This window comes from Piscinibacter defluvii, from assembly GCF_004011805.1.
GTDB classification, from domain to species: Bacteria; Pseudomonadota; Gammaproteobacteria; order Burkholderiales; family Burkholderiaceae_C; genus Piscinibacter; species Piscinibacter defluvii.
The window spans coordinates 47213-70280 of the sequence record NZ_RCHJ01000017.1 but is presented as its reverse complement, the minus strand read 5'-3'; the positions used below and the strand labels follow the sequence as shown (position 1 = coordinate 70280).

Annotated in this window: 21 protein-coding genes and 1 pseudogene; 10 read left to right on the top strand and 12 right to left on the bottom strand. The window is 70.3% G+C overall.

Features of this window, described 5'->3' with window-relative positions; translation table 11 throughout:
• Positions 1 to 18 precede the first annotated feature (18 nt).
• The 3 genes and pseudogenes from ccoN to D9C15_RS24880 all read right to left on the bottom strand — a co-directional run bounded on the left by ccoN (position 19) and on the right by D9C15_RS24880 (position 3960).
• Positions 19 to 1467 (bottom strand): cytochrome-c oxidase, cbb3-type subunit I, encoded by a 1449-nt coding sequence (gene ccoN / locus D9C15_RS24890; RefSeq protein ID WP_128001207.1) that lies wholly within the window; start codon positions 1465 to 1467, stop codon positions 19 to 21.
• Positions 1468 to 1572: 105 nt separating this feature from the next.
• Positions 1573 to 1707: pseudogene (ccoS, locus tag D9C15_RS24885) on the bottom strand (cbb3-type cytochrome oxidase assembly protein CcoS); the annotation flags it as partial.
• 3 nt (positions 1708 to 1710) lie between these two features.
• Positions 1711 to 3960: a heavy metal translocating P-type ATPase gene (locus D9C15_RS24880; RefSeq protein WP_240668586.1), complete on the bottom strand. Its 2250-nt coding sequence runs from the start codon at positions 3958 to 3960 to the stop codon at positions 1711 to 1713.
• 34 nt (positions 3961 to 3994) lie between these two features.
• Here D9C15_RS24880 and D9C15_RS24875 point away from each other — a divergent pair, with 34 nt between their 5' ends.
• Positions 3995 to 4447, top strand: a complete 453-nt coding sequence (locus tag D9C15_RS24875; protein WP_128001201.1) for a DUF192 domain-containing protein — start codon at positions 3995 to 3997, stop codon at positions 4445 to 4447.
• Positions 4448 to 4495: 48 nt separating this feature from the next.
• Here D9C15_RS24875 and D9C15_RS24870 read toward each other — a convergent pair whose 3' ends face one another.
• The 3 genes from D9C15_RS24870 to D9C15_RS34385 form a co-directional block, all read right to left on the bottom strand.
• Positions 4496 to 5077: a superoxide dismutase gene (locus D9C15_RS24870; RefSeq protein WP_128001199.1), complete on the bottom strand. Its 582-nt coding sequence runs from the start codon at positions 5075 to 5077 to the stop codon at positions 4496 to 4498.
• Positions 5078 to 5153: 76 nt separating this feature from the next.
• A complete protein-coding gene (gene xseA / locus D9C15_RS24865) occupies positions 5154 to 6452 on the bottom strand; it encodes an exodeoxyribonuclease VII large subunit (protein WP_128001197.1) in 1299 nt (432 codons plus the stop codon).
• Complete coding sequence (locus tag D9C15_RS34385; RefSeq protein WP_259372614.1) at positions 6445 to 6567, bottom strand: hypothetical protein; 123 nt, start codon at positions 6565 to 6567, stop codon at positions 6445 to 6447. Before D9C15_RS34385 ends, xseA begins: the two co-directional genes overlap by 8 nt.
• 240 nt (positions 6568 to 6807) lie before the next feature.
• Between D9C15_RS34385 and D9C15_RS24860 the strand changes: the two genes are divergently transcribed.
• The 7 genes from D9C15_RS24860 (at position 6808) to D9C15_RS24830 (ending at position 11473) form a co-directional block, all read left to right on the top strand.
• The gene (locus D9C15_RS24860) at positions 6808 to 7443 is read left to right on the top strand and encodes a MotA/TolQ/ExbB proton channel family protein (protein WP_128001195.1); all 636 of its coding nucleotides are present in this window, start codon (positions 6808 to 6810) and stop codon (positions 7441 to 7443) included.
• A 91-nt stretch (positions 7444 to 7534) separates the two neighbouring features.
• Complete coding sequence (locus tag D9C15_RS24855; protein ID WP_128001330.1) at positions 7535 to 7957, top strand: ExbD/TolR family protein; 423 nt, start codon at positions 7535 to 7537, stop codon at positions 7955 to 7957.
• A gap of 5 nt (positions 7958 to 7962) precedes the next feature.
• Positions 7963 to 8961: a tetraacyldisaccharide 4'-kinase gene (lpxK, locus tag D9C15_RS24850; protein WP_240668585.1), complete on the top strand. Its 999-nt coding sequence runs from the start codon at positions 7963 to 7965 to the stop codon at positions 8959 to 8961.
• A gap of 5 nt (positions 8962 to 8966) precedes the next feature.
• Positions 8967 to 9164 carry a Trm112 family protein gene (locus D9C15_RS24845; RefSeq protein ID WP_128001191.1) on the top strand — a complete coding sequence of 66 codons (198 nt, stop codon included), beginning with the start codon at positions 8967 to 8969 and terminating at the stop codon, positions 9162 to 9164.
• On the top strand, positions 9164 to 9919 hold the full coding sequence (gene kdsB, locus D9C15_RS24840) for a 3-deoxy-manno-octulosonate cytidylyltransferase (RefSeq protein ID WP_128001189.1): 756 nt from the start codon (positions 9164 to 9166) through the stop codon (positions 9917 to 9919). Before D9C15_RS24845 ends, kdsB begins: the two co-directional genes overlap by 1 nt.
• A 128-nt stretch (positions 9920 to 10047) precedes the next feature.
• Positions 10048 to 10701, top strand: a complete 654-nt coding sequence (adk, locus tag D9C15_RS24835) for an adenylate kinase (RefSeq protein ID WP_128001187.1) — start codon at positions 10048 to 10050, stop codon at positions 10699 to 10701.
• Positions 10702 to 10714: 13 nt separating this feature from the next.
• The gene (locus tag D9C15_RS24830; RefSeq protein ID WP_128001185.1) at positions 10715 to 11473 is read left to right on the top strand and encodes a 3-hydroxyacyl-CoA dehydrogenase; all 759 of its coding nucleotides are present in this window, start codon (positions 10715 to 10717) and stop codon (positions 11471 to 11473) included.
• Positions 11474 to 11515: 42 nt separating this feature from the next.
• Here D9C15_RS24830 and D9C15_RS24825 read toward each other — a convergent pair whose 3' ends face one another.
• The 6 genes from D9C15_RS24825 to D9C15_RS24800 form a co-directional block, all read right to left on the bottom strand.
• Entirely contained in the window at positions 11516 to 12724 is a 1209-nt protein-coding gene (locus D9C15_RS24825) for a hypothetical protein (RefSeq protein WP_128001183.1), read from the bottom strand.
• Between the two features lie 4 nt (positions 12725 to 12728).
• Positions 12729 to 13160 carry an ExbD/TolR family protein gene (locus D9C15_RS24820; protein WP_205854894.1) on the bottom strand — a complete coding sequence of 144 codons (432 nt, stop codon included), beginning with the start codon at positions 13158 to 13160 and terminating at the stop codon, positions 12729 to 12731.
• 12 nt (positions 13161 to 13172) lie between these two features.
• Positions 13173 to 13598, bottom strand: coding sequence for an ExbD/TolR family protein (locus D9C15_RS24815; RefSeq protein ID WP_128001181.1), 426 nt, complete (start codon positions 13596 to 13598; stop codon positions 13173 to 13175).
• A gap of 22 nt (positions 13599 to 13620) precedes the next feature.
• On the bottom strand, positions 13621 to 14454 hold the full coding sequence (locus D9C15_RS24810) for a MotA/TolQ/ExbB proton channel family protein (RefSeq protein WP_128001179.1): 834 nt from the start codon (positions 14452 to 14454) through the stop codon (positions 13621 to 13623).
• A 65-nt stretch (positions 14455 to 14519) separates the two neighbouring features.
• On the bottom strand, positions 14520 to 15185 hold the full coding sequence (locus D9C15_RS34515) for an energy transducer TonB (RefSeq protein WP_128001177.1): 666 nt from the start codon (positions 15183 to 15185) through the stop codon (positions 14520 to 14522).
• Positions 15186 to 15287: 102 nt separating this feature from the next.
• Entirely contained in the window at positions 15288 to 18074 is a 2787-nt protein-coding gene (locus D9C15_RS24800) for a TonB-dependent receptor domain-containing protein (protein WP_128001175.1), read from the bottom strand.
• A gap of 213 nt (positions 18075 to 18287) precedes the next feature.
• On the opposite strand from D9C15_RS24800, the gene D9C15_RS24795 reads away from it, so the two are divergent.
• Together D9C15_RS24795 and D9C15_RS24790 are read left to right on the top strand one after the other, a co-directional pair.
• Positions 18288 to 19601, top strand: coding sequence for an aspartyl/asparaginyl beta-hydroxylase domain-containing protein (locus D9C15_RS24795; protein ID WP_128001173.1), 1314 nt, complete (start codon positions 18288 to 18290; stop codon positions 19599 to 19601).
• A 246-nt stretch (positions 19602 to 19847) separates the two neighbouring features.
• A complete protein-coding gene (locus D9C15_RS24790) occupies positions 19848 to 23009 on the top strand; it encodes a S8 family peptidase (RefSeq protein WP_128001171.1) in 3162 nt (1053 codons plus the stop codon).
• The last annotated feature ends 59 nt before the right edge of the window (positions 23010 to 23068 follow it).

Sequence of the window (23068 nt, the reverse complement as noted above, 5' to 3'; positions counted from 1 at the left end):
TTGCTTTTCTCCGTGGGTTCAGGCGTGCGCAGGCGCGGCGGGGATCGGCACCGGCTCGTACTTGCCCGAGGTGGCCGTCTTGATGACGTTCCAGCCCATGATCAGCATGCCGCCCAGGTACAGCAGGCCGCCGCACAGGCGGATCACGTAGAAGGGGTAGGTCGCCTTCACGCTCTCGACGAAGCTGTAGACCAGCGTGCCGTCCGGGTTGATGGCGCGCCACATCAGGCCCTGCATCACGCCGGCGATCCACATCGCGGCGATGTAGAGCACGATGCCGATGGTCGAGACCCAGAAGTGCAGCTCGATCGCCTTGACGCTGTACATCTGCTTGCGCCCAAACATGCGCGGGATCAGATAGTACAGCGTGCCCATCGACACCAGGCCCACCCAGCCGAGCGCACCGCTGTGCACGTGGCCGACGGTCCAGTCCGTGTAGTGCGACAGCGCGTTGACGGTCTTGATCGACATCATCGGCCCTTCGAAGGTCGACATGCCGTAGAACGACAGCGAGACGATCAGGAACTTCAGGATCGGGTCGTCACGCAGCTTGTGCCACGCCCCGCTGAGGGTCATGATGCCGTTGATCATGCCGCCCCAGGAGGGCGCGAGCAGGATCAGCGAGAAGAGCATGCCCACGCTCTGCGTCCAGTCCGGCAGCGCGGTGTAGTGCAGGTGGTGCGGGCCGGCCCACATGTAGGTGAAGATCAGCGCCCAGAAGTGCACGATCGACAGCCGGTAGCTGTAGACGGGACGCTCGGCCTGCTTGGGGATGAAGTAGTACATCATCCCCAGGAAGCCCGCGGTCAGGAAGAAACCCACCGCGTTGTGGCCGTACCACCACTGCACCATCGCGTCCTGCACCCCGGCATAGGCCGAGTAGCTCTTCGTCAGGCTGACGGGAATCGCGGCGCTGTTGACGATGTGCAGCAGCGCGACCGTCAGGATGAAGGCGCCGAAGAACCAGTTCGCCACGTAGATGTGGCGCACCTTGCGCGTGCCGACGGTGCCGAAGAAGACGATGGCATAGGCCACCCAGACGACGGCGATCAGGATGTCGATCGGCCACTCGAGCTCGGCGTACTCCTTGCCGGAGGTGAAGCCCAGCGGGAGCGAGATCGCCGCCAGCAGGATGACGAGCTGCCAGCCCCAGAAGGTGAACCAGCCCAGCGGCCCGCCGAACAGGCGCGTCTGCGAGGTGCGCTGCACCACGTAGTAGCTGCTGGCGAACAGCGCGCAGCCGCCGAACGCGAAGATCACCGCGTTGGTGTGCAGCGGCCGCAGGCGGCCGTAGCTGAGGAACGGGATCCCCAGGTTCAGCTCCGGCCAGGCGAGCTGCGCGGCGATGATCACGCCGACCAGCATGCCCACGATCCCCCACAACACGGCGGCGAGTGCGAACGCGCGCACCACGCCGTCGTCGTAGACAGGCGCAGTCGCTCCTCCCGTCAACGGTCTATCGGCCATCGGTTGCTCCTTCTTGCTTGACGAATATTTCCATTGTTTGCGATGGGGTCATTGACCCCCTTGCGCGCCGTCAACCTTTCCCGGAGGTGGGAACTCACCGGGACGCTCCGGCTCGAGGATGCGTTCGCCCTCGCGCTCCAGGTCATCGAACTGGCCCGAGTTCACCGCCCAGGCGAACACGCCGATGATCAGGAACACGAGCACCACCGACAGCGGGATCAGCAGGTACAGGATGTCCATCGCTCAGCCCTGGGTCCTCACGCGCGACAGGCGCAGCGCATTGCCCACCACCGCCAGCGAACTCGCCGCCATGCCCAGCCCCGCGGCCCAGGGCGGCAGCCAGCCGACCAGGGCGAGCGGCACGCAGGCCGCGTTGTAGAGCGCCGCCCAGGCCAGGTTCTGCCGGATCACGCGCAGCGTGCGGCGCGCCTGGTCGCGCGCCTCGGTCAGGCCGCCGAGGCGCGTGCCGAGCACGATCAGGTCGGCCTGGGCCCGCGCCACCGCGGCGCCATGCGCGAAGGCGAAGGACACGTCGGCACGGGCCAGCACCGGGGCATCGTTGATGCCGTCGCCGACCATCGCCACGCGCGCGCCGCGCTGCTGCGCTGCCGCCAGCGCGGCCAGCTTGTCGGCCGGGCTCGCGCCGCCTTCGACGCGGGTGATGCCCAGGCGCCGCGCCAGCTCCTGCGCACGCGCCGGGGTGTCGCCCGACAGCAGCATCACCTGCAGGCCCTCGGCCTGCAGGCGCTGCACGGTCTCGGCCGCATCGGCGCGCAGCGACTCGCGCAACTCGAACACCGCCCGCGCGCGCCCGTTGCATCCGAACCAGATCGCGCTGCCGCCCGCCTCGGCCTGCGAGGCATCGACCCAGGCGCGGCGTCCGAGCCGCCACAGGCGCCCCTGCGCATCGCGCGCCTGCAGTCCGGCGCCGGGCAGTTCCTCCACCTCGCGCCAGTCCACGACCGCGCCACCGGCATGTGCCGCCAGTGCGCGTGCGGCCGGGTGGGTCGACAGGCTGGCGAGCGACCCGGCCAGGCGCGTCGTGTCGGCCGGTTCCGCGTCGCCGTCGAGCAGGCGCTCCGCGGCGATCTCGAGCCGGTCCTCGGTCAGCGTGCCGGTCTTGTCCAGCATCACCGTGTCGATGCCGGCCAGCGCTTCGAGCGCCTCCAGGCGCTGCAGCAGCAGGCCGCGCCGCGCCAGCCCGCCGGCGGCGGCCAGCAGCGCAGAGGGCGCCGCGAGCGAGAGCGCACAAGGACAGGTGACGATCAGCACCGACACCGCGACCCAGACCGCACGGTCCGGCTCGACCAGCGACCAGCCCGCCGCCGCCAGCGCAGCGAGCAGCAGCACGCCCCAGAGGAACGGCCCGGCGATGCGCTCGGCCTGCTGCACGATGCGCGGACGCTGCGTCAGCGCGCTGCGCATCAGGCGCACGATGTCGGCCTGCCGCGTGTCCTCGCCGACACGCAGCACACGCATCAGCAGCGGGCCCTGCAGGTTGGTGCTGCCGGCCACCAGTTCGTCGCCCGGCCGCTTGGGCAGCGGGGTCGATTCGCCGGTCAGCAGCGCCTCGTCGACCAGCGCGCGGCCCTCGAGCAGTTCACCGTCGGCCGGCAGCACCTGGCCGGCCAGCACCCGCACCCGGTCGCCCGGCTGCAGGCGACCGAGGGAGACGGACTCGACGCTGCCGTCCGGGCGCAGCCGCTGCGCCATGTCCGGCAGTGCCGCGGCGCCCTGCTCCAGCAGGTCGGCCACGCGGTGCCGCGCGCGCACCTCCAGCCAGCGCCCGGCCAGCAGGAAGAACACGAACATGGTCAGCGAGTCGAAGTAGACCTCGTGGCCGAACGGACCGCCCGGGTCGAAGGTGGCCCCGCTGCTGGCCACGAAGGTGACCGCGATGCCCAGCGCCACCGGCACGTCCATGCCGAGCCGGCGCTGGCGCAGCGCGCGCCAGGCACCGGCGAAGAACGGCCCCGACGAGAACAGCAGCACCGGCAGGCTGAGCAGCCAGCTGGCCCATTGCAGCAGGCGCAGCGCGTCGGCGGAGATGTCGCCCGGCGCGGCCACGTAGGCCGGCGTGGCATACATCATCACCTGCATCATGCACAGGCCGGCCACGGCCAGGCGCCACAAGGCCCGCCGCTGCTCGCTGCGGCGCAGTTCGCGCGCGCCGGCCGCCGCATCGGGCAAGGCGCCGTAGCCGGCGGCCTGCACGGCCGCCACCAGCGCCGACGGCCGGGTGCGGCGCGGGTCCCAGCGCACCTCGGCGAGTTCGGCGGCGGACTGCACCCGGGCGTCGAGCACGCCGTCGACCTGCCTCAGCGCCGCCTCGATCAGGCCGGCGCAGGCCCCGCAGTGCAGGCCGGAGACGCGAAAACGCGAGGTGGCTTCGCGCTCGCCGCCCGGGGTGTCGTGCCAGGTGGTGAAGCGGGCCTGCTCGAGCGGGTCGTCGAGAACCTGCAGTGGCGCGTTGGGGAGCGTGGCGAAAGACACCCGGGTAATCTACGCGCTCAGCCCGAGCCTGAAAATGACAATCATCAAGTACGCCATCGCCGCCGCCCTGGTGGCCGGTCTGGCCCCGCGGCCCGGCGCCGCGCAGGAAGGGCCGCAGCAGCTGCCGGCGATCCGCCTGACCGCCGGATTTCACCTGATCGAGGCGGAAGTGGCGCAGACGCCCCTGCAGCGCCAGATCGGCCTCATGAACCGCCCGAGCCTGCCGCCCAACGGCGGCATGCTGTTCGCCTTCGAGGCGCCGGCCCAGCAGTGCTTCTGGATGAAGAACACGCTGCTGCCGCTGTCCATCGCCTTCCTCGCCGACGACGGCACGATCGTCAACATCGAGGAGATGAAGGCGCAGTCGCTCGAGTCGCACTGCTCGAAGAAGCCGGTGCGCTTCGCGCTCGAGATGAACCAGGGCTGGTTCGACAAGCGCGGCATCAAGCCCGGCACGAAGATCAGCGGCGCGCCGTTCCGGCCCTGAACGAAAACAGGCCGGCGCGAGGCCGGCCTGCAGCGACGGGAGCCGGGTTCAGCCGAAGTTCTTCTCGGCGAACTCCCAGTTGACCAGCGCGTTCAGGAAGGTCTCGACGAACTTCGGGCGCAGGTTGCGGTAGTCGATGTAGTAGGCATGCTCCCACACGTCGATGGTCAGCAGCGGCTTGTCGCCGGTGGTCAGCGGCGTGCCGGCGGCACCCATGTTGACGATGTCGACGCTGCCGTCGGCCTTCTTCACCAGCCAGGTCCAGCCCGAGCCGAAGTTGCCCACCGCGCTCTTCGTGAACGCCTCCTTGAAGGCGGCGTAGCTGCCCCACTTGGCATTGATCGCCGCAGCCAGCGCGCCCTTGGGCTCGCCGCCGCCGGCGGGCTTCATGCAGCTCCAGAAGAAGGTGTGGTTCCAGATCTGCGCGGCGTTGTTGTAGATGCCGCCGGAGGACTTCTTGACGATCTCCTCGAGCGACAGGCTCTCGAACTCGGTGCCCTTCTGCAGGTTGTTCAGGTTCACCACGTAGGCGTTGTGGTGCTTGCCGTGGTGAAACTCCAGCGTCTCCTTGCTCAGGTGCGGAGCGAGCGCATCGATGGCGTAGGGCAGCGGGGGAAGAACGTGTTCCATGCGGATCCTCTTGGTGTGGGATTGTTCGGGGGACGGACCGGACCATTGTAGGCAGGGGCGCATCGCCCTGCCGGCCTCACTCCCGTCCGCGCCGGATGGCCTCGACCTGCAGCGTCGCGTGGCCGTCGGCGAGCGTGGCCTCCAGCGCGTCACCCGGTGCCAGGCGTGCAACCGAGCCGACCACGCGACCCTGCGCGTCGGCCAGCCAGGCGTAGCCGCGCTCCAGCACATGCTGCGGGTCGAGCGCTCGCAGCCGGTCGTCCAGCGCGGCCAGGCGCTGCGCCTCGGTCCGGCGCAACACGCCGCCGGCCCGCGCCAGGCGTGCGCCGAGCTGCTGGAGGCGGTCGTCGGAGCGTTCCAGCACACGCCGCGCCGCGCGGGCCAGGCGTGTGCCCAGCAGCACCAGTTCGGCCTCGCGGCGGCGCAGTCCCTCGGCCGGGCGCGCCAGACGCAGCGCCAGCGTGTCGAGCCGCTGTGCCTGCAGGTCGAGCTGGCTGCGCACGCGGCGCTGCGCGCGGCGCGCCAGCATGCCGAGTTGCTCGCGGCAGGCGGCGGCCTCGGGCGCCGCCAGCTCGGCCGCCGCGGTGGGCGTGGGGGCGCGCAGGTCGGCGGCGAGGTCCGCCAGCGTCACGTCGGTCTCGTGGCCGACGCCGCACACCAGCGGGATCGGCGAGGCCGCCACCGCGCGTACCACGCGCTCGTCGTTGAAGGCCCACAGGTCTTCCAGCGAGCCACCGCCGCGGCACAGGATCAGCGTGTCGACCTCGGCGCGCCGGCCTGCGGTCTCCAGCGCCTGCACCAGCGCGGCCGGCGCGTCGGCGCCCTGCACCGGGCTCGGGTAGACGATCACCTCGACCTGCGGGCTGCGCCGGGCCAGGGTGGTGAGCACGTCGCGCAAGGCCGCGGCGGCGAGCGAGGTGACGACGCCGAGGCGGTGCGGGAACGCCGCGATCGGCCGCTTGCGCACCGGGTCGAACAGGCCTTCGGCCGCCAGGCGCGCCTGCAGACGCAGGAACTGCTCGTACAGCGCACCGGCACCGGCCCGCTGCATGGATTCGACGACAAACTGCAGTTCGCCGCGCGGCTCGTACACGGCGAGACGCCCGCGCAGTTCGACCAGCTGGCCTTCGCCCGGCACGAAGTCGAGCAGCCCGGCGGCGCGGCGGAACATCGCGCAGCGGATCAGCGCGGCGGCGCCGTCGGCGTCCTTCAGGCTGAAGTAGCAATGGCCGCTGGCCGCGCGCGAGAAGCTGGCGATCTCGCCGCGCACGCCGCAGGCGGCGAAGCGTGCGCCCAGCGTGTCGGCGATGGCCTGCACGAGCCCGGCGACGCTCCAGACGAGCGCGCCGGAACGGGCTTCCGCGGGATCAACCATGCGCCGGGCCAGCAACGGCGCGGATCGAGAACTCCACAAGCACGCGCCACAAGGCCTGGCGGGCCAAGGGCATGGTCATCGTACTGTCACTTTCGTGCAAGTCATTGATCTGCATGGATTATTTGCTGCCCAAAATTTCAGCAATCCAGCCGGCACGGCGCCAGGACACGATCAGGCGGTGCGAGACACAGGGTTGCCCACAAAGTTATCCACACAAGCGGTGAATTGTCGATCCGGATCCGGCACGGCCGCCCGCGCACGGGGCAAAGACGCTGGCGCCGAGCCTGCTGGAGCGGTCGAACCCTTGGTCCATAATCGCGCGTCCCGCGCACCGCTCGTCGCCGAAAGGGCTCGCTTGCTGTCGATCATACAAGCCGCCGGCTGGCCGATCTGGCCGCTGATCATCTGCTCCATCATCGCCCTGGCGCTCGTCATCGAGCGCTTCTCCAGCCTCCGGTCGGCGCGCGTGATGCCGCCGCGGCTGCTCGACGAGGTGATGTCCGTGACCCGCGCCAGCCTGCCCTCGGCCGACGTGGTGAACAAGCTGGCCGACAACTCCATCCTCGGGCGCGTGCTGGCCAGCGGGCTGCGTGCGGTGATCGCCGACCCGCGCATCACCGAGGACAGCCTGCGCGGCGCCTTCGAGTCGGCCGGCCGCGCGGCGGTGCACAAGCTCGAGCGTTACCTGAACACGCTGGGCACCATCGCCTCCGCCTCGCCCTACCTGGGGCTGCTGGGCACGGTGATCGGCATGATCGAGATCTTCGCCTCGCAGTCGCCCACCACCGGCAGCAACCCGGCGATGCTGGCGCACGGCATCTCGATCGCGCTGTACAACACCGCCTTCGGCCTGATCGTGGCGATCCCGGCGCTGATCTTCTACCGCTACTTCCGCGGCCTGGTGGACCAGTACACGCTGGACCTGGAACAGGCCGCGAACCGCCTGGTGCCGCACCTGATGCGCTTCGTCACCCCGCGCAGCGGCGCCTGAACGATGAAACCCCCACGCTCGCTTCGTTCGCTGCCCCCCCGCGGGGGCGCGTCAGTGGCTTCGGGCGGCCGCGGGCGCCACTGACATGTCGCTGAACTTCCGCAAGCCGCGCCCCGAGGAACCGGAGATCAACCTGATCCCCTTCATCGACGTGCTGCTGGTGATCCTGATCTTCCTGATGCTCTCGACCACCTACTCGAAGTTCACCGAACTGCAGGTGACGCTGCCGGTGGCCGAGGCCGAGAAGCTGCGCGAGCGCCCGCGCGAGATCATCGTGGCGGTCAGCGCGGACGGGCGCTACGTGGTCAACCGCAAGCCGGTGGACGGACGCAGCGTCGAACTGCTGGCCGCCGAGCTCTCCGCGGTGGCCGCCGGATCGACCGACCTGGTGGTGATCGTCTCGGCCGATGCCACCGCGGCGCACCAGAGCGTGGTCAATGTCATGGATGCGGCGCGCCGGGCCGGCCTGGCCCGCCTGACCTTCGCGACCCAGTCCGGCGGCGAAGGCCGCTGAGCGCCGTGGACGGCGCGGCACGCCGCCTGCAGCAGGCGTGGCTGTCGCGCGGCGCGCTGGCCTGCCTGCTGTGGCCGCTGAGCCTGCTGTACCGGCTGCTGCAGGCGCTGGCACGGCGCCGGCACGCCGCCGCCACGCTCGACGTGCCGGTGATCGTGGTCGGCAACCTGATCGTCGGCGGCGCCGGCAAGACACCCACGGTGCTGGCGCTGCTCGCGCTGCTGCAGCAGCAGGGCTGGAGGCCCGGCGTCGTGTCGCGCGGCTACGGCCGCGACACCGACGACCTGCTCGAGGTGGGCGAACACACGGACCCGCGCCGCTGCGGCGACGAGCCGCTGCTCCTGCACCGGCGCGGCCGGGTGCCGGTGGTCGTCGGGCGCGACCGCGTCGCGGCGGCGCGCCTGCTGCGTGAGCGGCATCCGGCGGTCGACGTGATCGTCAGCGACGACGGCCTGCAGCACCGCCGCCTGCCGCGCGACGCGCAGCTGATCGTGTTCGACGAACGCGGCATCGGCAACGGCTGGCTGCTGCCCGCCGGCCCGCTGCGCGAGCCCTTCGACCCGGCCCCGCCGCCGCGCAGCGTGGTGGTCTACAACGCCGCTGCGCCCAGCACGCCCTGGCCCGGCTGGGTGGTGCGGCGGGCGCTCGGCGGCGTGCTGCCGCTGGCGCACTGGTGGGCCGGCAGCCGCGCCTGGCTGCCGCTGGACACGCTGCGCGGGCGCCGCCTGGTCGCCGTCGCCGGCATCGCGCGGCCGCAGCGCTTCTTCGGGATGCTGCACACGGCCGGCCTGGCGATCGACGAGCGGCCCCTGCCCGACCACCACGACTTCGCCGAGCTGCCCTGGCCCGCCGGCACGCCCGAGGTGGTGCTGACCGAAAAGGACGCGGTCAAGCTGCGCCCCGAGCGCTGCGCGACGACGCGCGTCTGGGTCGCGGCGTTAGACTTCGCGCTCGATCCCGCGGCCGCGGCCGCCCTGCTGGCCCTGCTGCCGCGCCGCCCCTGACGACGATGGAAACCCGCCTGCTCGAATTGCTCGTGTGCCCGATCTGCAAGGGCCCGCTGGAACATCGCCGCCCGCCGCAGCACGAGGCGCAGGAACTCGTCTGCCACGCCGACCGGCTGGCCTTTCCGGTGCGCGACGGCATCCCGGCGATGCTCGAGTCCGAAGCCCGTCCGCTGGCCGAGAGCGAAGGCCGCGGCGCCTGATGCGCTTCACCGTCCTGCTGCCCGCGCGGCTCGCGTCGACCCGCCTGCCGAACAAGCCGCTGGCCGACATCGCCGGCGTACCGATGATCGTGCGTGTCGCGCAGCGGGCCGCGCAGTCGTCGGCGCAGGCGGTGGTGGTGGCGGCCGACGATGCATCCATCGTCGCGGCCTGCGAGGTGCACGGCGTGCGCGCGGTCATCACGCGGCGCGACCATGCCACCGGCAGCGACCGTCTGGCCGAGGCCTGCATGCTGCTCGGCCTCGACGGCGACGACCTGGTCGTCAACGTGCAGGGCGACGAGCCGCTGATCGACCCGGCGCTGGTCGACGCCTGCGCCGCTGCGCTGCTGCAGCGCGGCGACTGCGTGATGAGCACGGCCGCCCACCCGATCGCCGTGCGCGGCGAACTCGACAACCCGAACGTCGTCAAGGTGGTGCTCGACGCGGCCGGCCGCGCGCTGTACTTCTCGCGCGCGCCGATCCCGTGGTGGCGCGACGGTCGCGCGTCCGGTGCGCCCGCGCTGCAGTCGCCCGCGCCGCTGCGCCACATCGGCCTGTATGCCTATCGTGCGGGTTTCCTGCGCCGCTTCCCCACCCTGCCGCCGGCGCCGCTCGAGCAGCTCGAATCGCTCGAGCAGCTGCGCGTGCTGTGGCATGGCGAACGCATCGCGGTGCACGTCGCCGATGCCGCCCCGGGGCCCGGCGTGGACACCCCCGAGGACCTCGAGCGCGTGCGCGCCCTGTTCGCGCGCTGACCCCATCCGGCGCCTCCGGGAAGGCGTCAGTTTCGCGCAGGGGGTCGCATGCTATTCTCGATGCGACAGCGCCGGCCGCCCTCGTGCATGGACCGGAAGCACGAGACAACGACCACCGAGGCAATCCGATGAGACTCATCCTCTTGGGCGCACCCGGCGCCGGCAAGGGCACCCAGGCCGCGTTCATCTGCAAGCAGTTCGGCATCCCGCAGATCTCCACCGGTGACATGCTGCGCGCCGCCGTGAAGGCCGGCACCGAACTCGGCATCGCCGCGAAGAAGGTGATGGACGCCGGAGGCCTGGTCAGCGACGACATCATCATCGGCCTCGTGAAGGAGCGCATCGTGCAGCCCGACTGCGCACGCGGCTTCCTGTTCGACGGCTTCCCGCGCACCATCCCGCAGGCCGAGGCGATGAAGAGCGCCGGCGTCAAGCTCGACGTGGTGCTCGAGATCGACGTGCCCGACAGCGCGATCATCGAGCGCATGAGCGGCCGCCGCGTACACGTGGCCTCGGGCCGCACCTACCACGTGAAGTTCAACCCGCCCAAGGTCGCCGGCAAGGACGACGTCACCGGCGAGGACCTGATCCAGCGCGACGACGACAAGGAAGAGACGGTGCGCAAGCGGCTGCAGGTGTACCAGAGCCAGACCCGCCCGCTGGTGGACTACTACTCGGCCTGGGCCGCCACGGGCGATGCAAACGCCCCGCGCTACCGCAAGATCGACGGCACCGGCGGCGTCGACGAGATCACGGCGCGCGCGCTGGCCGCGCTGAGCTGAGGAGACCGGGCTCATGGACATCGCAGGCAAGGTCTTCCTCGTCACCGGTGGTGCCTCGGGCCTCGGCGAAGGCACCGCGCGCATGCTGGCCGGTGCCGGCGGCAAGGTGGTCATCGCCGACCTGCAGGTCGACAAGGGCGAGGCCCTGGCCAAGGAACTCGGCGGCGTGTTCGTCCGCTGCGACGTCAGTCAGGAGGCCGATGCCCAGGCCGCGGTGGACGCCGCGGTCGGCCTCGGCAAGCTGGTGGGCCTGGTGAACTGCGCCGGCATCGCGCCGGCCGCCAAGACCGTCGGCAAGGACGGCGCGCACCCGCTGGCGCTGTTCAGCAAGGTCGTGACGGTCAACCTGATCGGCAGCTTCAACATGATCCGCCTGGCCGCCACGGCGATGGCGAAGAACGCGCCCGAGCCCACCGGCGAGCGCGGCGTGCTGATCTCCACCGCCAGCGTGGCCGCCTACGACGGCCAGATCGGCCAGGCGGCCTATTCGGCCTCCAAGGGTGGCGTGGTCGGCATGACGCTGCCGATCGCACGCGACCTGGCGCGCAACGGCATCCGCAACATGACGATCGCGCCGGGCATCTTCGGCACGCCGATGCTGTTCTCGATGCCGCAGGAGGTGCAGGACGCACTCGCCGCCGGCGTGCCGTTTCCGAGCCGCCTGGGCACGCCGCAGGACTACGCCAAGCTGGTGCGCTCGATCATCGAGAACGACATGCTCAACGGCGAGGTGATCCGCCTGGACGGTGCGATCCGCCTGCCGCCCAAGTGACGCGAGGGCCGTCGTCGCGACGGCCCTCCCTGCCCCGCCCCGTCAGGACCGGCGCTTCGCGTAGAGGCTCCACAGCCGCGCGAGATCGGCCGTGCCGTCGGCGCCGCCGACACCACGCAGCGTGGCCTGGGCCTTGGCATCGCCGGCCATCACCTGCGCCACGCCCAGATGCAGCTTGGCATCGTCCGGGCGCTTCAGGCTGCCCTTGGCGATGCCCTGCTGCATCAGCGCGATGCCCTTGGCCGCGTCGCCGCCCATCGCCTGCGCGAAGCCGAGTGCCACCAGCGCATTGCCGTCCTTGGCCGCCAACGCCTCCTTCTCCTCGGTGGCCGCGCTGGCCTTGGCCTCGTCGATCTTCTTGGCGACCAGGTCGCGCAGCCGCTTGTGGCGCTCGCCTTCCGGTCCCTGGCCGAGGATGCCGGCGGCAAAGCCCTTGTCGACCACCTGCTTCGCCTCGAGCATGTGGCCGGCCTGCAGCGCCAGCTGGCCCATCTCCATGTAGTCGGCCGCCGCACTCATGCTGCCGGTGGCCAGGCTCAGCCGGTAGGTATCGAGCACCAGCCGGTCGCTGAAACCGGGCTTGCGCTGCATGCGGCTGAGCAGGTCGACCCAGTACTCCTTGCGCGGGTAGTAGGTCACCAGGCGCTCGAGCGCGAACACGGTGGCGTTCTGGTCCTTCAGCTGCGTGGCCGCGTTCAGCAGCAGGTTCAGCCGGTCCTGCGCCGGCGGCGTGCCCGACTTCTCGGCGGCCTGGATCTCGGCGGTGAGTTCGCGCGCCGCGCCGGCGAAGTCACCCGACAGGTACTGGCTCTGGATCAGCAGCGTGCGGATGGCCGGGCTGGTGCCGCCTTCCTTGAAGTAGCGCTGGCACCACTGCATCGCCTTGGCGTAGTCCTTGGCGCGGTAGTAGCCGCCGGCGATCGACTCGGCCATGCGTGCCTTGTCCGCCGGAGCGACCTTGCCGCTGCCGGCCAGCACCTCGAACGACTTGGCCGCCGTGTCGAGGTCGCCTGCGCCCGAGGCCGCGGCGATGCGCATGCGCTCGATCATGAAGCTCTCGTTGGCGTTCTTGTTGCCGACCGAGTCGGCCTCGCGCACCTTGGCCAACGCCTCCTTGTACTTGCCGGACTTGATCAGCTCCTGCGCCGCCTGCAGCGGCTTGCCGACGTCCGGGCGCAGGGCCTCCTGGGCCCGCACGGCCGGCGACAGCGCCAGCGCGGCCGCCAGCGCGATCCAAGACAGTTGCTTCATCGCTTCACTTGACGAACTGTTCGTTGCCGACCATGCCGAGCTTGGTCACGCCCAGGCGCTGCGCCGAGGCCAGCACCATCGCCACCGACTTGTACTCCACCAGCTTGTTGGGCCGGATGTGCACCTCGGGCTGGTCGGGTTCGGCGGCGGCCTGCGCGAGCCGCGCCTCCAGCGTGGCCTTGTCCGGCAGCGCCTCGCCGTTCCACAGCACCGTGCCGTCGAAGTCGATGTCGATGGTCACGACCACCGGCTCCTTGGTCGGCGGCGGCGGGTTGCCCGCGGGCATGTTCAGGTTGACGGTGTGCAGCTGGATCGGGATGGTGATGATCAGCATGATGATCAGCACCAGCATCACGTCGATCAGCGGCGTGGTGTTGATGTCCAGCATCACCTCGGGTTCGCTCGAGCCGCTGCCCGAGCCGACGTTCATTCCCATGCGCGTTCGTCCTTATCCCTTGGGCGGAGGTTCCGTCACGAAGCTGATCTTGGCGATCGCCGCGCGCTGGCACGCGAACACGACGCGCCCGATCGACTCGTAGCGCGCGTGCTCGTCGCCGCGGATGTGGATCTCCGGCTGCGGCGTCTTGGTCGCCACCTCCTTGAGGCGCTGGAACAGCGCCTCGCTGTCGGCGACCGGCATCGCGTTCCAGAAGATGTCGCCGTCCTTGTTGACCGAGATCTCGATGTTCTCGGGGCGTGTCTGGCGCGCGATGTTGGTCTCCTTCGGGAGGCTCATCGCGATCGTCTGCGTGACCACGGGGATCGTGATCAGGAAGATGATCAGCAGCACCAGCATCACGTCGACGAGCGGCGTGGTGTTGATCGCGGAGACGACCTCGTCCTCCCCGCTGCTCGAACCGATGGTCATGGCCATGTCGGCACTCCTCGGTGGTGCTTCAGCGCGTCGCCTTGGCGCCCATCAGCACGCCGTGCAGGTCGGCGGCGAAGCCGCGCACCGCGTCCAGCGTCACCTTGTTGCGGCGCACCAGCCAGTTGTAGCCGAGCACCGCCGGCACGGCGACCGCCAGGCCGATGGCCGTCATGATCAGCGCCTCGCCCACCGGGCCGGCCACCTTGTCGATCGAGGCCTGGCCGGCGATGCCGATCGCGGTCAGCGCGTGGTAGATGCCCCAGACGGTACCGAACAGGCCGATGAACGGCGCGGTCGAGCCGACCGTCGCGAGGAACGCCAGGCCGTCCTGCAGGCGCGACTGCACCTCGTCGACCGAGCGCTGCACGCTCATCGTCACCCAGGTGTTGCGGTCGATGTTCTCGGTCAGCTCGCCCTCGTGGTGCTCGCCCGCGTCGATGCCGGTCTCGGCGATGAAGCGGAACGCGCTGCCCTCCTTCAGCTTCTTGGCGCCCTCCTGCAGGCTGGCCGCCTTGAAGAAGCTGGCGCGCGCGGCCTTGGCCTCGCCGCTGATCTTCAGGCTCTCGTACAGCTTGGTGACGAGGATGTACCAGCTGCCCATGCTCATCAGGACCAGGATCACCAGCGTGCCCTTGGCGACGAAATCGCCCTGCGCCCACAGCGCTTGCAGGCCGTACGGGTTGTCGACGGTCTCCTTGGCCGTGGTGGCCACGGGCGGCATCGGTGCAGGTGCCGGTTCGGCGGGCGCGGCCGCGGGTGCGGCGGAGGCTGCGTCGGCCGCCTGCGCGGCGGCGAACTGCGGCGCCAGCGCGGCGGCCAGCGTGAGGACGAGGGCGGTGATGGATTTGCGCAGGAACATGTTGCTGACTTTCTGCGTGATCAGAAATGAAGTGGCGAGGTACGGTCTGGGGTACGAGACCGGTCTCACTGGAGCTTGTAGCTGAAGGGCACCTTGACCACGACGTCGTGGCCCTGGCCCTGGCACTTGTATTCACCCACGATGCGGGCACTGTTGCGGCCGAATGCCGGGTGCGACTGGCTCAGGACCTTGATGTCCTTCACCTCCCCGGCAGCCGACAGGGTGAACTGGATCATCGCCTCGCCCTTCTCCAGGCCGGCACGGGCGGCGTCGCGCGGGAAGCTCGCGTCGCCCATCACGGTGGTGTAGTTCGAGCAGACGACCGCCGCCGACACCACCGCCGGCGCGGGGGCCGGCGGCGCGGGCGGCGCCGGGGCGGCCGGCGGCGGAGCCGGCGCGATGACCACAGGCGCCGGCGGCGGCGTGGGCGTCACCGCGGTGATCGCCGGTGCCGGCGGGGGCGGCGTGGCGATCTGCACCTCGGGTGGCGGGATGAAGGGCGGCGGCGGGGCCTCCAGCCGGGGCGGCGGGGGCACCACCGTCTCCGGTGGCGGAGGCGGCTTCTTGACCTCCTCGATGACTTTGGTCTCGATTGGTGCACGCACCACCTCGACGACCTTCTTCGCGAGCCCGGTGACGAGCGCGTAGACGACGAAGCCGTGAAACAGGACGACAGCAGAGAAGCCGACGAGGTGTCGCCTCGGGTCCCGCTGCTGCTTGGCGAAATTCATGGCCTGGGATCTCCAGTTCGGAAGCGGGCAAGGTTAACAAAAATGCCCGCCGGCTCGTGGCCAGCGGGCACGTTGGGGTCAGTTCCCCTTGTTAACGCCGTGTCAGAACTTGAGCGAGACGTTCGCGTAGAACGTGCGGCCGCGCGGATCGTAGTAGCGATCGTCGTAGCCGAACATCTGGCCCTTGTTCAGGCCGCTGGTGCTGAGCGACAGCGGCGGATCGCGGTCGAACACGTTCAGGATGCCACCCGTGACGGACAGCCACTTGTTGATGTTCCACTGCGACTGCCAGTCGAAGGTGAAGTAGCGGCCGATATTGCGCTGCACCGTCGCGAACTGTCCGGTCAGCGTATCGCCCGGGCCGAGCAGTTCGACATCGAGCTCCGCGTCCTTGTAGCCCGACTTGAAGTTCACCGCGGCGCTGTGCTTCCAGTTGCCGGTCTCGAGCAGCGCGGACAGGCGGCCTTGCCAGCGGAAGCTCACGAAGCCGAGCGACGGGCTGTTGTTGCCGATCGCGCTGAAGTACTCGCCGTCGGGGATCAGCTGGCGGTCCTCGCGGATCATGTAAGTCGCCAGCAGCTGGGTGGTCAGTCGGCCGAGCGGGGTGGCCGTGCGACCGACGATGTCGAAGTCGATGCCGGTGAAGAACTCCTTGCCGAGGTTCACGTTGCCCTGGTTGAGGGCGAGGAAGGTGATGCCGGTCGAGTTGTCGCGCTTGGAGGTCCAGGTGTTGTAGACCAGCGGCTTCGCGAAGGCCTCTTCCTCGGCGATCTGGCCGATTGCGTCTTCGACCTGCACGTGCCACAGGTCGGCGCCGAACGACAGGTTGGTCGACGGCTCGAAGCGAATGCCCAGCGTGCCCTGCTCGGACTTCTCCGGCTGCAGGCTCGCATTGCCGCCGGCGATCACGTCGTACTGCACGTTGCCCGGCCGGCATTGCACGCCGAGCTGGGCCGCCACCGTCGCCAGGTCGGGGTTGGTCGTGCAGCTGTACGGTGCGGAGGTCACGCCGAAGGGCTGCGGCGAGGCGTTCAGCTGCGGCACGGTCGGTGCCTTGAAGCCGGTACCCAGCGAACCGCGCAGCAGCAGCCCCTGGGCCGCATTCCAGCGGAAGCTCAGCTTGCCGTTGGTGGTGTTGCCGACCTTCTCGTAGTCGTCGTAGCGGACGCCGGCCGTCAGCTCGAGCGTCTTGGTCACCGGCAGCACCATCTCGGCGAACACGCCGACCACGTTGCGGTCCGCGCCGTAGGGCACGATGGCGGCCTCGTCGCCGGCACGCTGGTCGCAGGCGTCAGGTGACGGGAAGACCGCCGCCGGATCGCACTCGCGCCCGGTCACCGGATCGGCCAGCTTGCCCTGCGCGAACAGGCTCGGCTTGCCGGCGAACTTCTCGTTGTAGGCCTGCACGCCGGCACCGAACCCGGCTGCGCCGCCGGGCAAGTTGAAGATCTCCTTCGAGACGCTCAGGTCCACGCCGCTCAGCTTGGCGTCGCCGCCGTCCCAGTAGCCCGAGAACTTGATCGCGTTCAGCGCGTCCAGGCCGGCCTGCGTCTGCTGGCCGGGCTGCACGAACGGATCGACCACGCCGCGGTTCAGCTCCCGCCGCAGCGCAAGGCCGCCCGGGTAGCCCGCGATGTCGTTCTTGTACTTGTTCTCCGAGTAGAAGACCCCGGTCTTGTAGTCCCAGCCGGCGAGCGTGCCCTCGAGGCCCACCACCGCGCTGGCAAAGGTCGACTTGTTGATGTCGGTGCGCTTGCCGAGGTCCGCGCCGCGCCAGTTGGCGAACGCGTCGCCGGTGATGCCCAGCGGCACCAGGTACTGGGTGTGCAGCGCCGTGCCTTCCTCGATCAGGATGTCGGCGGCCAGCGGCGCAATGCGGCCGACGTTCTTGGTCTTCGAGTAGACGAGGTCGGCATGCAGCTTGTGGTTGCCAAGCTTGACCGCGCCGGTGAGCATCAGGTTCTGCCGCTCGCGCTCCGGGTAGATCTCGAGCTGCCGCACGAAGTCGAAGTAACACGCGGTCTTGCCGTTCGCGACCACCGCAACGTTGCCCGGCGCGCACGACCCGTTCGCCTCGAAATACGGGTTGATCAGGTCGCCGGCGTTGTCGGCCACGTTGGCCGGCACGGCACGCGGCGAGCCCAGGAAGGCCTGGTAGCGGTTGCCGTTGTGGTGGAAATTGATCACGCCGGACTTCGAGAAGTCGCGGTCGACGCCGTCGAGCTTGGTGCGCTTGTCGGCGCTGGCGGAGATCAGGAAGTTGAAGCCGTCCTTGTCGACGTCGCCGAAGCCCTTGGTCAGGCTGACACGGTATTCCTGCGCGCCGCCATCCTGCGGGATCGACGCACCGACCGTCAGATCGCCTTCCTGGCTGTTCTTCTTGGTGATGAAGTTCACCACGCCGGCCACCGCATCGGAGCCGTACAGGGCCGACGCACCGTCGGTCAGGATCTCGACACGGTCGATGGCCGCGATCGGGATGGTGTTCAGGTCGACTGCCGCGGCCGAACCGGTGAGCGACTGGCCGCCATACTGCGTGAGGCGCCGTCCGTTGAGCAGCACGAGCGTGCGCGTCTCGCCGACGTTGTGGATCGAGACGCCGGCAAAGCCCGCTCCGCCGCCGCCGACGCTGGTGCCCTCGGACGTACCGCCCTGGATGCCGGGCAGACGCTGCAGCAGGTCCACCGTGTTGGTGGCGCCGGTGCGTTCGATGTCTTCCCGCTTGAACACCTGCACCGGCAGAGCGCCTTCAGCGTCGATGCGCTTGATGGACGAGCCGGTGATTTCTACGCGGTCCAACTGTACCTGGGCCTGCGCCTGGCCGAGACCGATGCCCAGCCCGGATAGGGCCAGGACGGCGGCTGCGCTGACTTTCGTGCGCTTGAACATTCGTCCTCCTCGGAGAGTTGAAAAAACGGTCACATCGACTCGGCCCGGGCACGGCGGGTAGGTGAGCCCGACCCTGTCTCGATGACGTGGCCGGTAATATGCACGTAACGTGCCGTAGCTAATCCTGCGGCTAACCCTGCGTGGCGCGATCGCCACGCGAGGGCCGAATGGCCTAGGCCAGGTTCTCTAATCCCTCCCAGCGCACCCTCCAGAATGACCGGCACCGAACCGCCCCCCATCGACGACCTGCTGGACCGCGCCCGCGCGCTGGTGGCCGACGGGCAGTCTCTGCAGGCCGAGTCGCTGTGCCTGCGGGCCATGCAGATGCGCCCGGACGACCCGGCGGTGCTGGTGCTGCTGGCGGACCTGGCGGCCGCACGCGGCGAACCGGAGCGCGCCCTGCCCCTGCTCGGGCGCGCCCATGCCGCCGCACCGGCACAGGTGGGGCTGGCCCTCAAGCTGGTGCGGATGCTCTGGGCGGCCGGCGAACTGGGCCCGGCCCAGGCCGTGCTGCAGACCAGCCTGGCGAGGGCGCCGCGCGCCGACCCGGACACGGGCTTCGCCTGGCTGCTGCTCGGCGAACTGCGCCGCCTGCGGGGCGACGAGGCCGGCTGTGCCCGGGCCTGGCACCAGGGCACGGCCCGCGATGCCGGGTTCCGCGAGTGGCTGGCCGATCCTTCGCTGCCAGCCCCGATGCGCGAGCTCGGCCTGCGCGCGGCCGAGTCGGCGCGCCTTCACCGGCGGGAGTTCCTGCACCAGGCCCAGGCGCAGCTGCGCGCGGAGTTCGGCGCCGCGGCGCTGGCACGCATCGACGAGGCCGTGCGGGTGATGACCGAGGATCCGCCCGGGATGCCGCCGCACCCGCGCCAGCGCCCCAAGTTCCTGTGGGTCCCCGGCCTGCCGGACACGCCGTTCCTCGACCCGTACCTGGTGCCCTGGGCAGCCCGCCTGCGCGACGCGTTCCCGGACATCCGGCGCGAGGCCCTGGAGCTGCACGAGAGCAGGGAGCCGATCCCGAGCTTCATCGACTTCGACCCCGGCGAGCGCATGGGTGAATACCTGGGCGGCCTGTCGGAGAAGCCGGCCTGGGACGCCTTCTTCTTCTTCCGCCGCGGCCAGCGCTTCGACGACAACCACCGCCGCTGCCCCGTCACCAGCGCGGTGCTCGAGTCGCTCGACCTGTTCCGCATGCCGGGCCAGGCGCCGGAGATCTGCTTCTCGTACCTGGCACCGAACACGACGATCATGCCGCACCACGGCGTGAGCAACATCCGCCTCGTGATGCACCTGCCGCTGCGGGTGCCGCCGGACTGCGAGCTCCGGCTGGTGGACATCGGCGCGCATCGCTGGCGCGAGGGCGAACTGCTGCTGTTCGACGACACCTACCTGCACGAGGCCAGCAACCGCAGCGACGCGACCCGCATCGTGCTGCTCATGGACTGCTGGAACCCGCACCTGAGCGCCACGGAGCGCGCAGCACTGACCTTGCTCGTCGAGGCGATCGGGCAATTCGAACAGGCCCTCTGAAACTGCCTCGCCACGGTGCGTGCCGGCCCCGCCGTGCAGCAAACGCGCCCAACGCGCGGGATCGCACCCCTAGGGCGCGGGCGCTGCGACTGGCCTAGGTCACAACCCCGTTGACGCTCGACACATGGCGTGATCAAGATCACGGGTCGGTCGCGGATGAAGCCGCCGGGATGAACGCTCCGCGCGCCCGCCGCTGGCCGGCCAGCACTCATCGGTGCTGCCCTCAATAAGTCAACGGAGGTCCACGTGAGAAGACTCTTCACACCGCTGGCGGTGGGCGCGGCAGCTTGGCTGCTTGTCGCCTGCGGCGGCGGTTCGACCGGCGACGCCGGTGACGGCGCCAACCGGGCCACGCCCACGTCGTCGGCGCGCATGACGCGCCTGGCACTGCCGGACAAGGTGGTGTCGGATCGGGTCGACGCCCGGCTGCGCAGTGCGCGCGGCAGCGTCAATGTCTGGGTCTCGCTGGACCAGAACTCGGTGGCCGCGCAGCGGGCGCAGCTCGCCGAGGCGGCCGGCCTCACCGACCGCAAGAGCGCCCAGGCGGCCAGCGCGCTGCGCAGCGGCGTGTCGGCGCATCGCCAGCGCGTGCGCGACACCCAGGCCGGCCTCGCCGCGCAGCTGCAGTCGCTCGGCGCCAAGGAGCTCGCACGGGTGCAGGTGGCGCACAACGCCATCGCGGTGCGGGTCGACGCCGCGCAGCTGAAGAACATCGCTGCGCTGCCCGGCGTCTCCAAGGTGCGACCGGTCGTGAACTACCAGCTCGACCTGTCCGAGACCGTGCCCTACGTGGGCGCGAGCAAGGTGCAGACCGCCGGCTACGACGGCAGCGGCGTCACCGTGGCGGTGCTCGACTCGGGCATCGACTACACGCACCGCAACCTCGGCGGCGCGGGCACGCAGGCGGCCTACGAGGCGGCCTACGGCGGCGGCACTGGCGATCCGAAGAACACCACCCGCGACGGGCTGTTCCCGACCGCCAAGGTGGTGGACGGCTACGACTTCGTCGGCGAATCCTGGCCGAACGCGCCGGAAGCGCCCGACGAGGACCCGATCGACTTCGAGGGCCACGGCACGCACGTGTCGGACATCATCGCCGGCCAGAGCACGGACGGCGCGCACAAGGGCGTGGCGCCGGGCGCGAAGCTGGTGGCGGTGAAGGTCTGCAGCGCGGTGGCCACCTCGTGCAGTGGCGTCGCGCTGCTGCAGGGCATGGACTTCGCGCTCGACCCGAACGGCGACGGCGAGACCGACGACGCGGTCGACGTGATCAACATGTCGCTCGGCCAGTCGTACGGGCAGGTCGAGGACGACCTGAGCCTGGCCTCCGCCAACGCCGTGAAGCTGGGGGTCGCGGTGGTCACCTCCGCCGGCAACAGCGGCGACCGGCCCTACATCACCGGCTCGCCCGGCACGACGCCCGGCGTGATCAGCGTCGCGCAGACCCAGGTGCCGAGTGCGGTGGCGATCCCGCTGGTGGTGAACTCGCCCGAGGCCATTGCCGGTGTGTACGCCAATACCGCGACGGTCGAATGGGCCCCGGTGGGTGGCGGCGTGACCGGCGACGTGGTCTACATCGGCCGCGGCTGCCCGGGTGATGCGCTGCTCGCCAGCCCGGCCGGCAAGATCGCGCTGATCGACCGCGGTGCCTGTGCGGTGAGCCTGAAGGTCGACGTGGCTGCGGACGCCGGCGCCACCGGCGTGCTGATCGGCCTGGTGGCCGGCGGCGACGCGGTGTCGTTCTCGTTCGGCGGCGGCGACAACTTCGTGCCGACCCTGGTGATCCAGCAGTCGCTGTCCAACGACATCAAGGGCAACCTGGCGGCGCCGGTCAACGTGTCGTTCTCGCCCGCCTCGGCGGTGCCGCTGATCGGCAGCATGGCCTCGACCTCGTCGCGCGGGCCCTCGTACAGCTGGCAGACCATCAAGCCGGAGATCGGCGCGCCCGGCGCGTCGCTGTCGGCCGAGGTCGGCACCGGCACCGGCGAGACCGCCTTCGGCGGCACCTCCGGGGCGGCGCCGATGGTCGCCGGCGCGGTGGCGCTGCTGCGCCAGGCGCACCCGACCCGCTCGCCCGAGCAACTCAAGGCGATGCTGATGAACACGGCCGAGACGGTGGTCTACACCAACCCGGCCCTGCTGCCCGGTGGCTTGGCGCCGATCACCCGCATCGGTGCCGGCGAGTTGCGCGTGGACCGTGCGCTGAACCAGACCGTCATCGCCTGGAACCGCGAGACCCGCTCCGCCAGCCTATCGTTCGGGGCGCAGGAGGTTGCGGCGCCGATGATCGTCGAGCAGACGCTGCGGCTGGAGAACTTCTCGCGCCACGCGCGCACCTTCAAGGTCACGCCGAGCTTCCGCTACGCCAACGACCAGGCCAGCGGCGCCATCAAGGTGCTGGTGCGGCCGTACGTCAGCGTCGGCCCGCGCGACCGCGAGGATCTCGAGGTCCGGCTGCTGATCGATCCGACCAAGCTGCCCGACTGGGCGCTGGATGGCGGCGGCAGCGGCGGCGACGGCGCGCTGCTGAACGAGCACGAGTTCGACGGCTACCTGACGCTGACCAGCGGCAGCGAGAAGATCACCGTGCCCTGGCACGTGCTGCCGCGCAAGGCGGGCAACCTGTCGGCCGATGTCGAGTCGGGCCGCAAGGGCACCTCGCTGAAGCTGCGCAACTGGGCCTTCAACGCCGGCGAGTACGACGCGTTCTCGCTCACCGGCGTGAGCCCGCGCATCCCGCGCAGCGAGATCCCGGGTGCCGGGTCGAATCAGGCGGTGATCGACCTGCGCTCGGTCGGCGTGCGGCACCTGGCTGCCGACCTGACCGGCCTGCCGTTCGACCTCGTCGAGTTCGCGATCAGCACCAACGGCCGGCGCGCCCATCCGAACTACCCGGCGGAGTTCGACATCCCGGTCGACACGAACGGCGACGGTGTGCCCGAGTACGTGGTCTACAACGCGGAACTCGGTGCCTTCGCGTCCAGCGGCCAGAACGTCGCCTGGGTGCAGAAGCTGAAGCCGGACGGCTCGAACGACGGCCCGGCCGATGCGTTCTTCTTCACCGATGCCGACCTGAACTCGGGCAGCGTGATCTTCACGGTCCCGCTGAACGTCGGCTCCGGCGGCATCGACCTGCCGGCCGGCGGAACGCTCTCGTTCGGCGTGTACGTGTTCGACAACTACTTCAGCGGCCTGAACACCGACGCGATCGAGAACATGCGCTTCACCCCGGGCGCGCCGCGCTTCTCGCTGGCGGGTGATCCGTTCGGCGAGGTCGGCGCGTTCCGCGCCGCGTCGCTGCCGGTGAGCAGCGCCATGGTGGATGCGTCCAAGAGCAGCGAGCTCGGCCTGCTCCTGATGTACCGGCGCAACGCCGACCGCGAGGCGGAGGCCATCCGCCTGCGCTGAGCACGAGCTTCTAGCCGTTCAGGGCCGCCCTCCGGGGCGGCCCTTTTGCTTGGCTGCGG

What these genes read in the sequence shown, in the direction of transcription:
- kdsB (WP_128001189.1), top strand. Translation starts at nt 9,164, where the DNA reads ATGCGCTTCACCGTCCTGCTGCCCGCGCGGCTCGCGTCGACCCGCCTG.
- D9C15_RS24825 (WP_128001183.1), bottom strand. Translation starts at nt 12,724, where the DNA reads ATGAAGCAACTGTCTTGGATCGCGCTGGCGGCCGCGCTGGCGCTGTCG.
- D9C15_RS34385 (WP_259372614.1), bottom strand. Translation starts at nt 6,567, where the DNA reads ATGCAGATCAATGACTTGCACGAAAGTGACAGTACGATGACCATGCCC.
- D9C15_RS24820 (WP_205854894.1), bottom strand. Translation starts at nt 13,160, where the DNA reads ATGGGAATGAACGTCGGCTCGGGCAGCGGCTCGAGCGAACCCGAGGTG.
- D9C15_RS24810 (WP_128001179.1), bottom strand. Translation starts at nt 14,454, where the DNA reads ATGTTCCTGCGCAAATCCATCACCGCCCTCGTCCTCACGCTGGCCGCC.
- D9C15_RS24830 (WP_128001185.1), top strand. Translation starts at nt 10,715, where the DNA reads ATGGACATCGCAGGCAAGGTCTTCCTCGTCACCGGTGGTGCCTCGGGC.
- D9C15_RS24815 (WP_128001181.1), bottom strand. Translation starts at nt 13,598, where the DNA reads ATGGCCATGACCATCGGTTCGAGCAGCGGGGAGGACGAGGTCGTCTCC.
- D9C15_RS34515 (WP_128001177.1), bottom strand. Translation starts at nt 15,185, where the DNA reads ATGAATTTCGCCAAGCAGCAGCGGGACCCGAGGCGACACCTCGTCGGC.
- D9C15_RS24870 (WP_128001199.1), bottom strand. Translation starts at nt 5,077, where the DNA reads ATGGAACACGTTCTTCCCCCGCTGCCCTACGCCATCGATGCGCTCGCT.
- D9C15_RS24795 (WP_128001173.1), top strand. Translation starts at nt 18,288, where the DNA reads ATGACCGGCACCGAACCGCCCCCCATCGACGACCTGCTGGACCGCGCC.
- ccoN (WP_128001207.1), bottom strand. Translation starts at nt 1,467, where the DNA reads ATGGCCGATAGACCGTTGACGGGAGGAGCGACTGCGCCTGTCTACGAC.
- adk (WP_128001187.1), top strand. Translation starts at nt 10,048, where the DNA reads ATGAGACTCATCCTCTTGGGCGCACCCGGCGCCGGCAAGGGCACCCAG.
- D9C15_RS24845 (WP_128001191.1), top strand. Translation starts at nt 8,967, where the DNA reads ATGGAAACCCGCCTGCTCGAATTGCTCGTGTGCCCGATCTGCAAGGGC.
- xseA (WP_128001197.1), bottom strand. Translation starts at nt 6,452, where the DNA reads ATGGTTGATCCCGCGGAAGCCCGTTCCGGCGCGCTCGTCTGGAGCGTC.
- D9C15_RS24800 (WP_128001175.1), bottom strand. Translation starts at nt 18,074, where the DNA reads ATGTTCAAGCGCACGAAAGTCAGCGCAGCCGCCGTCCTGGCCCTATCC.
- D9C15_RS24875 (WP_128001201.1), top strand. Translation starts at nt 3,995, where the DNA reads ATGACAATCATCAAGTACGCCATCGCCGCCGCCCTGGTGGCCGGTCTG.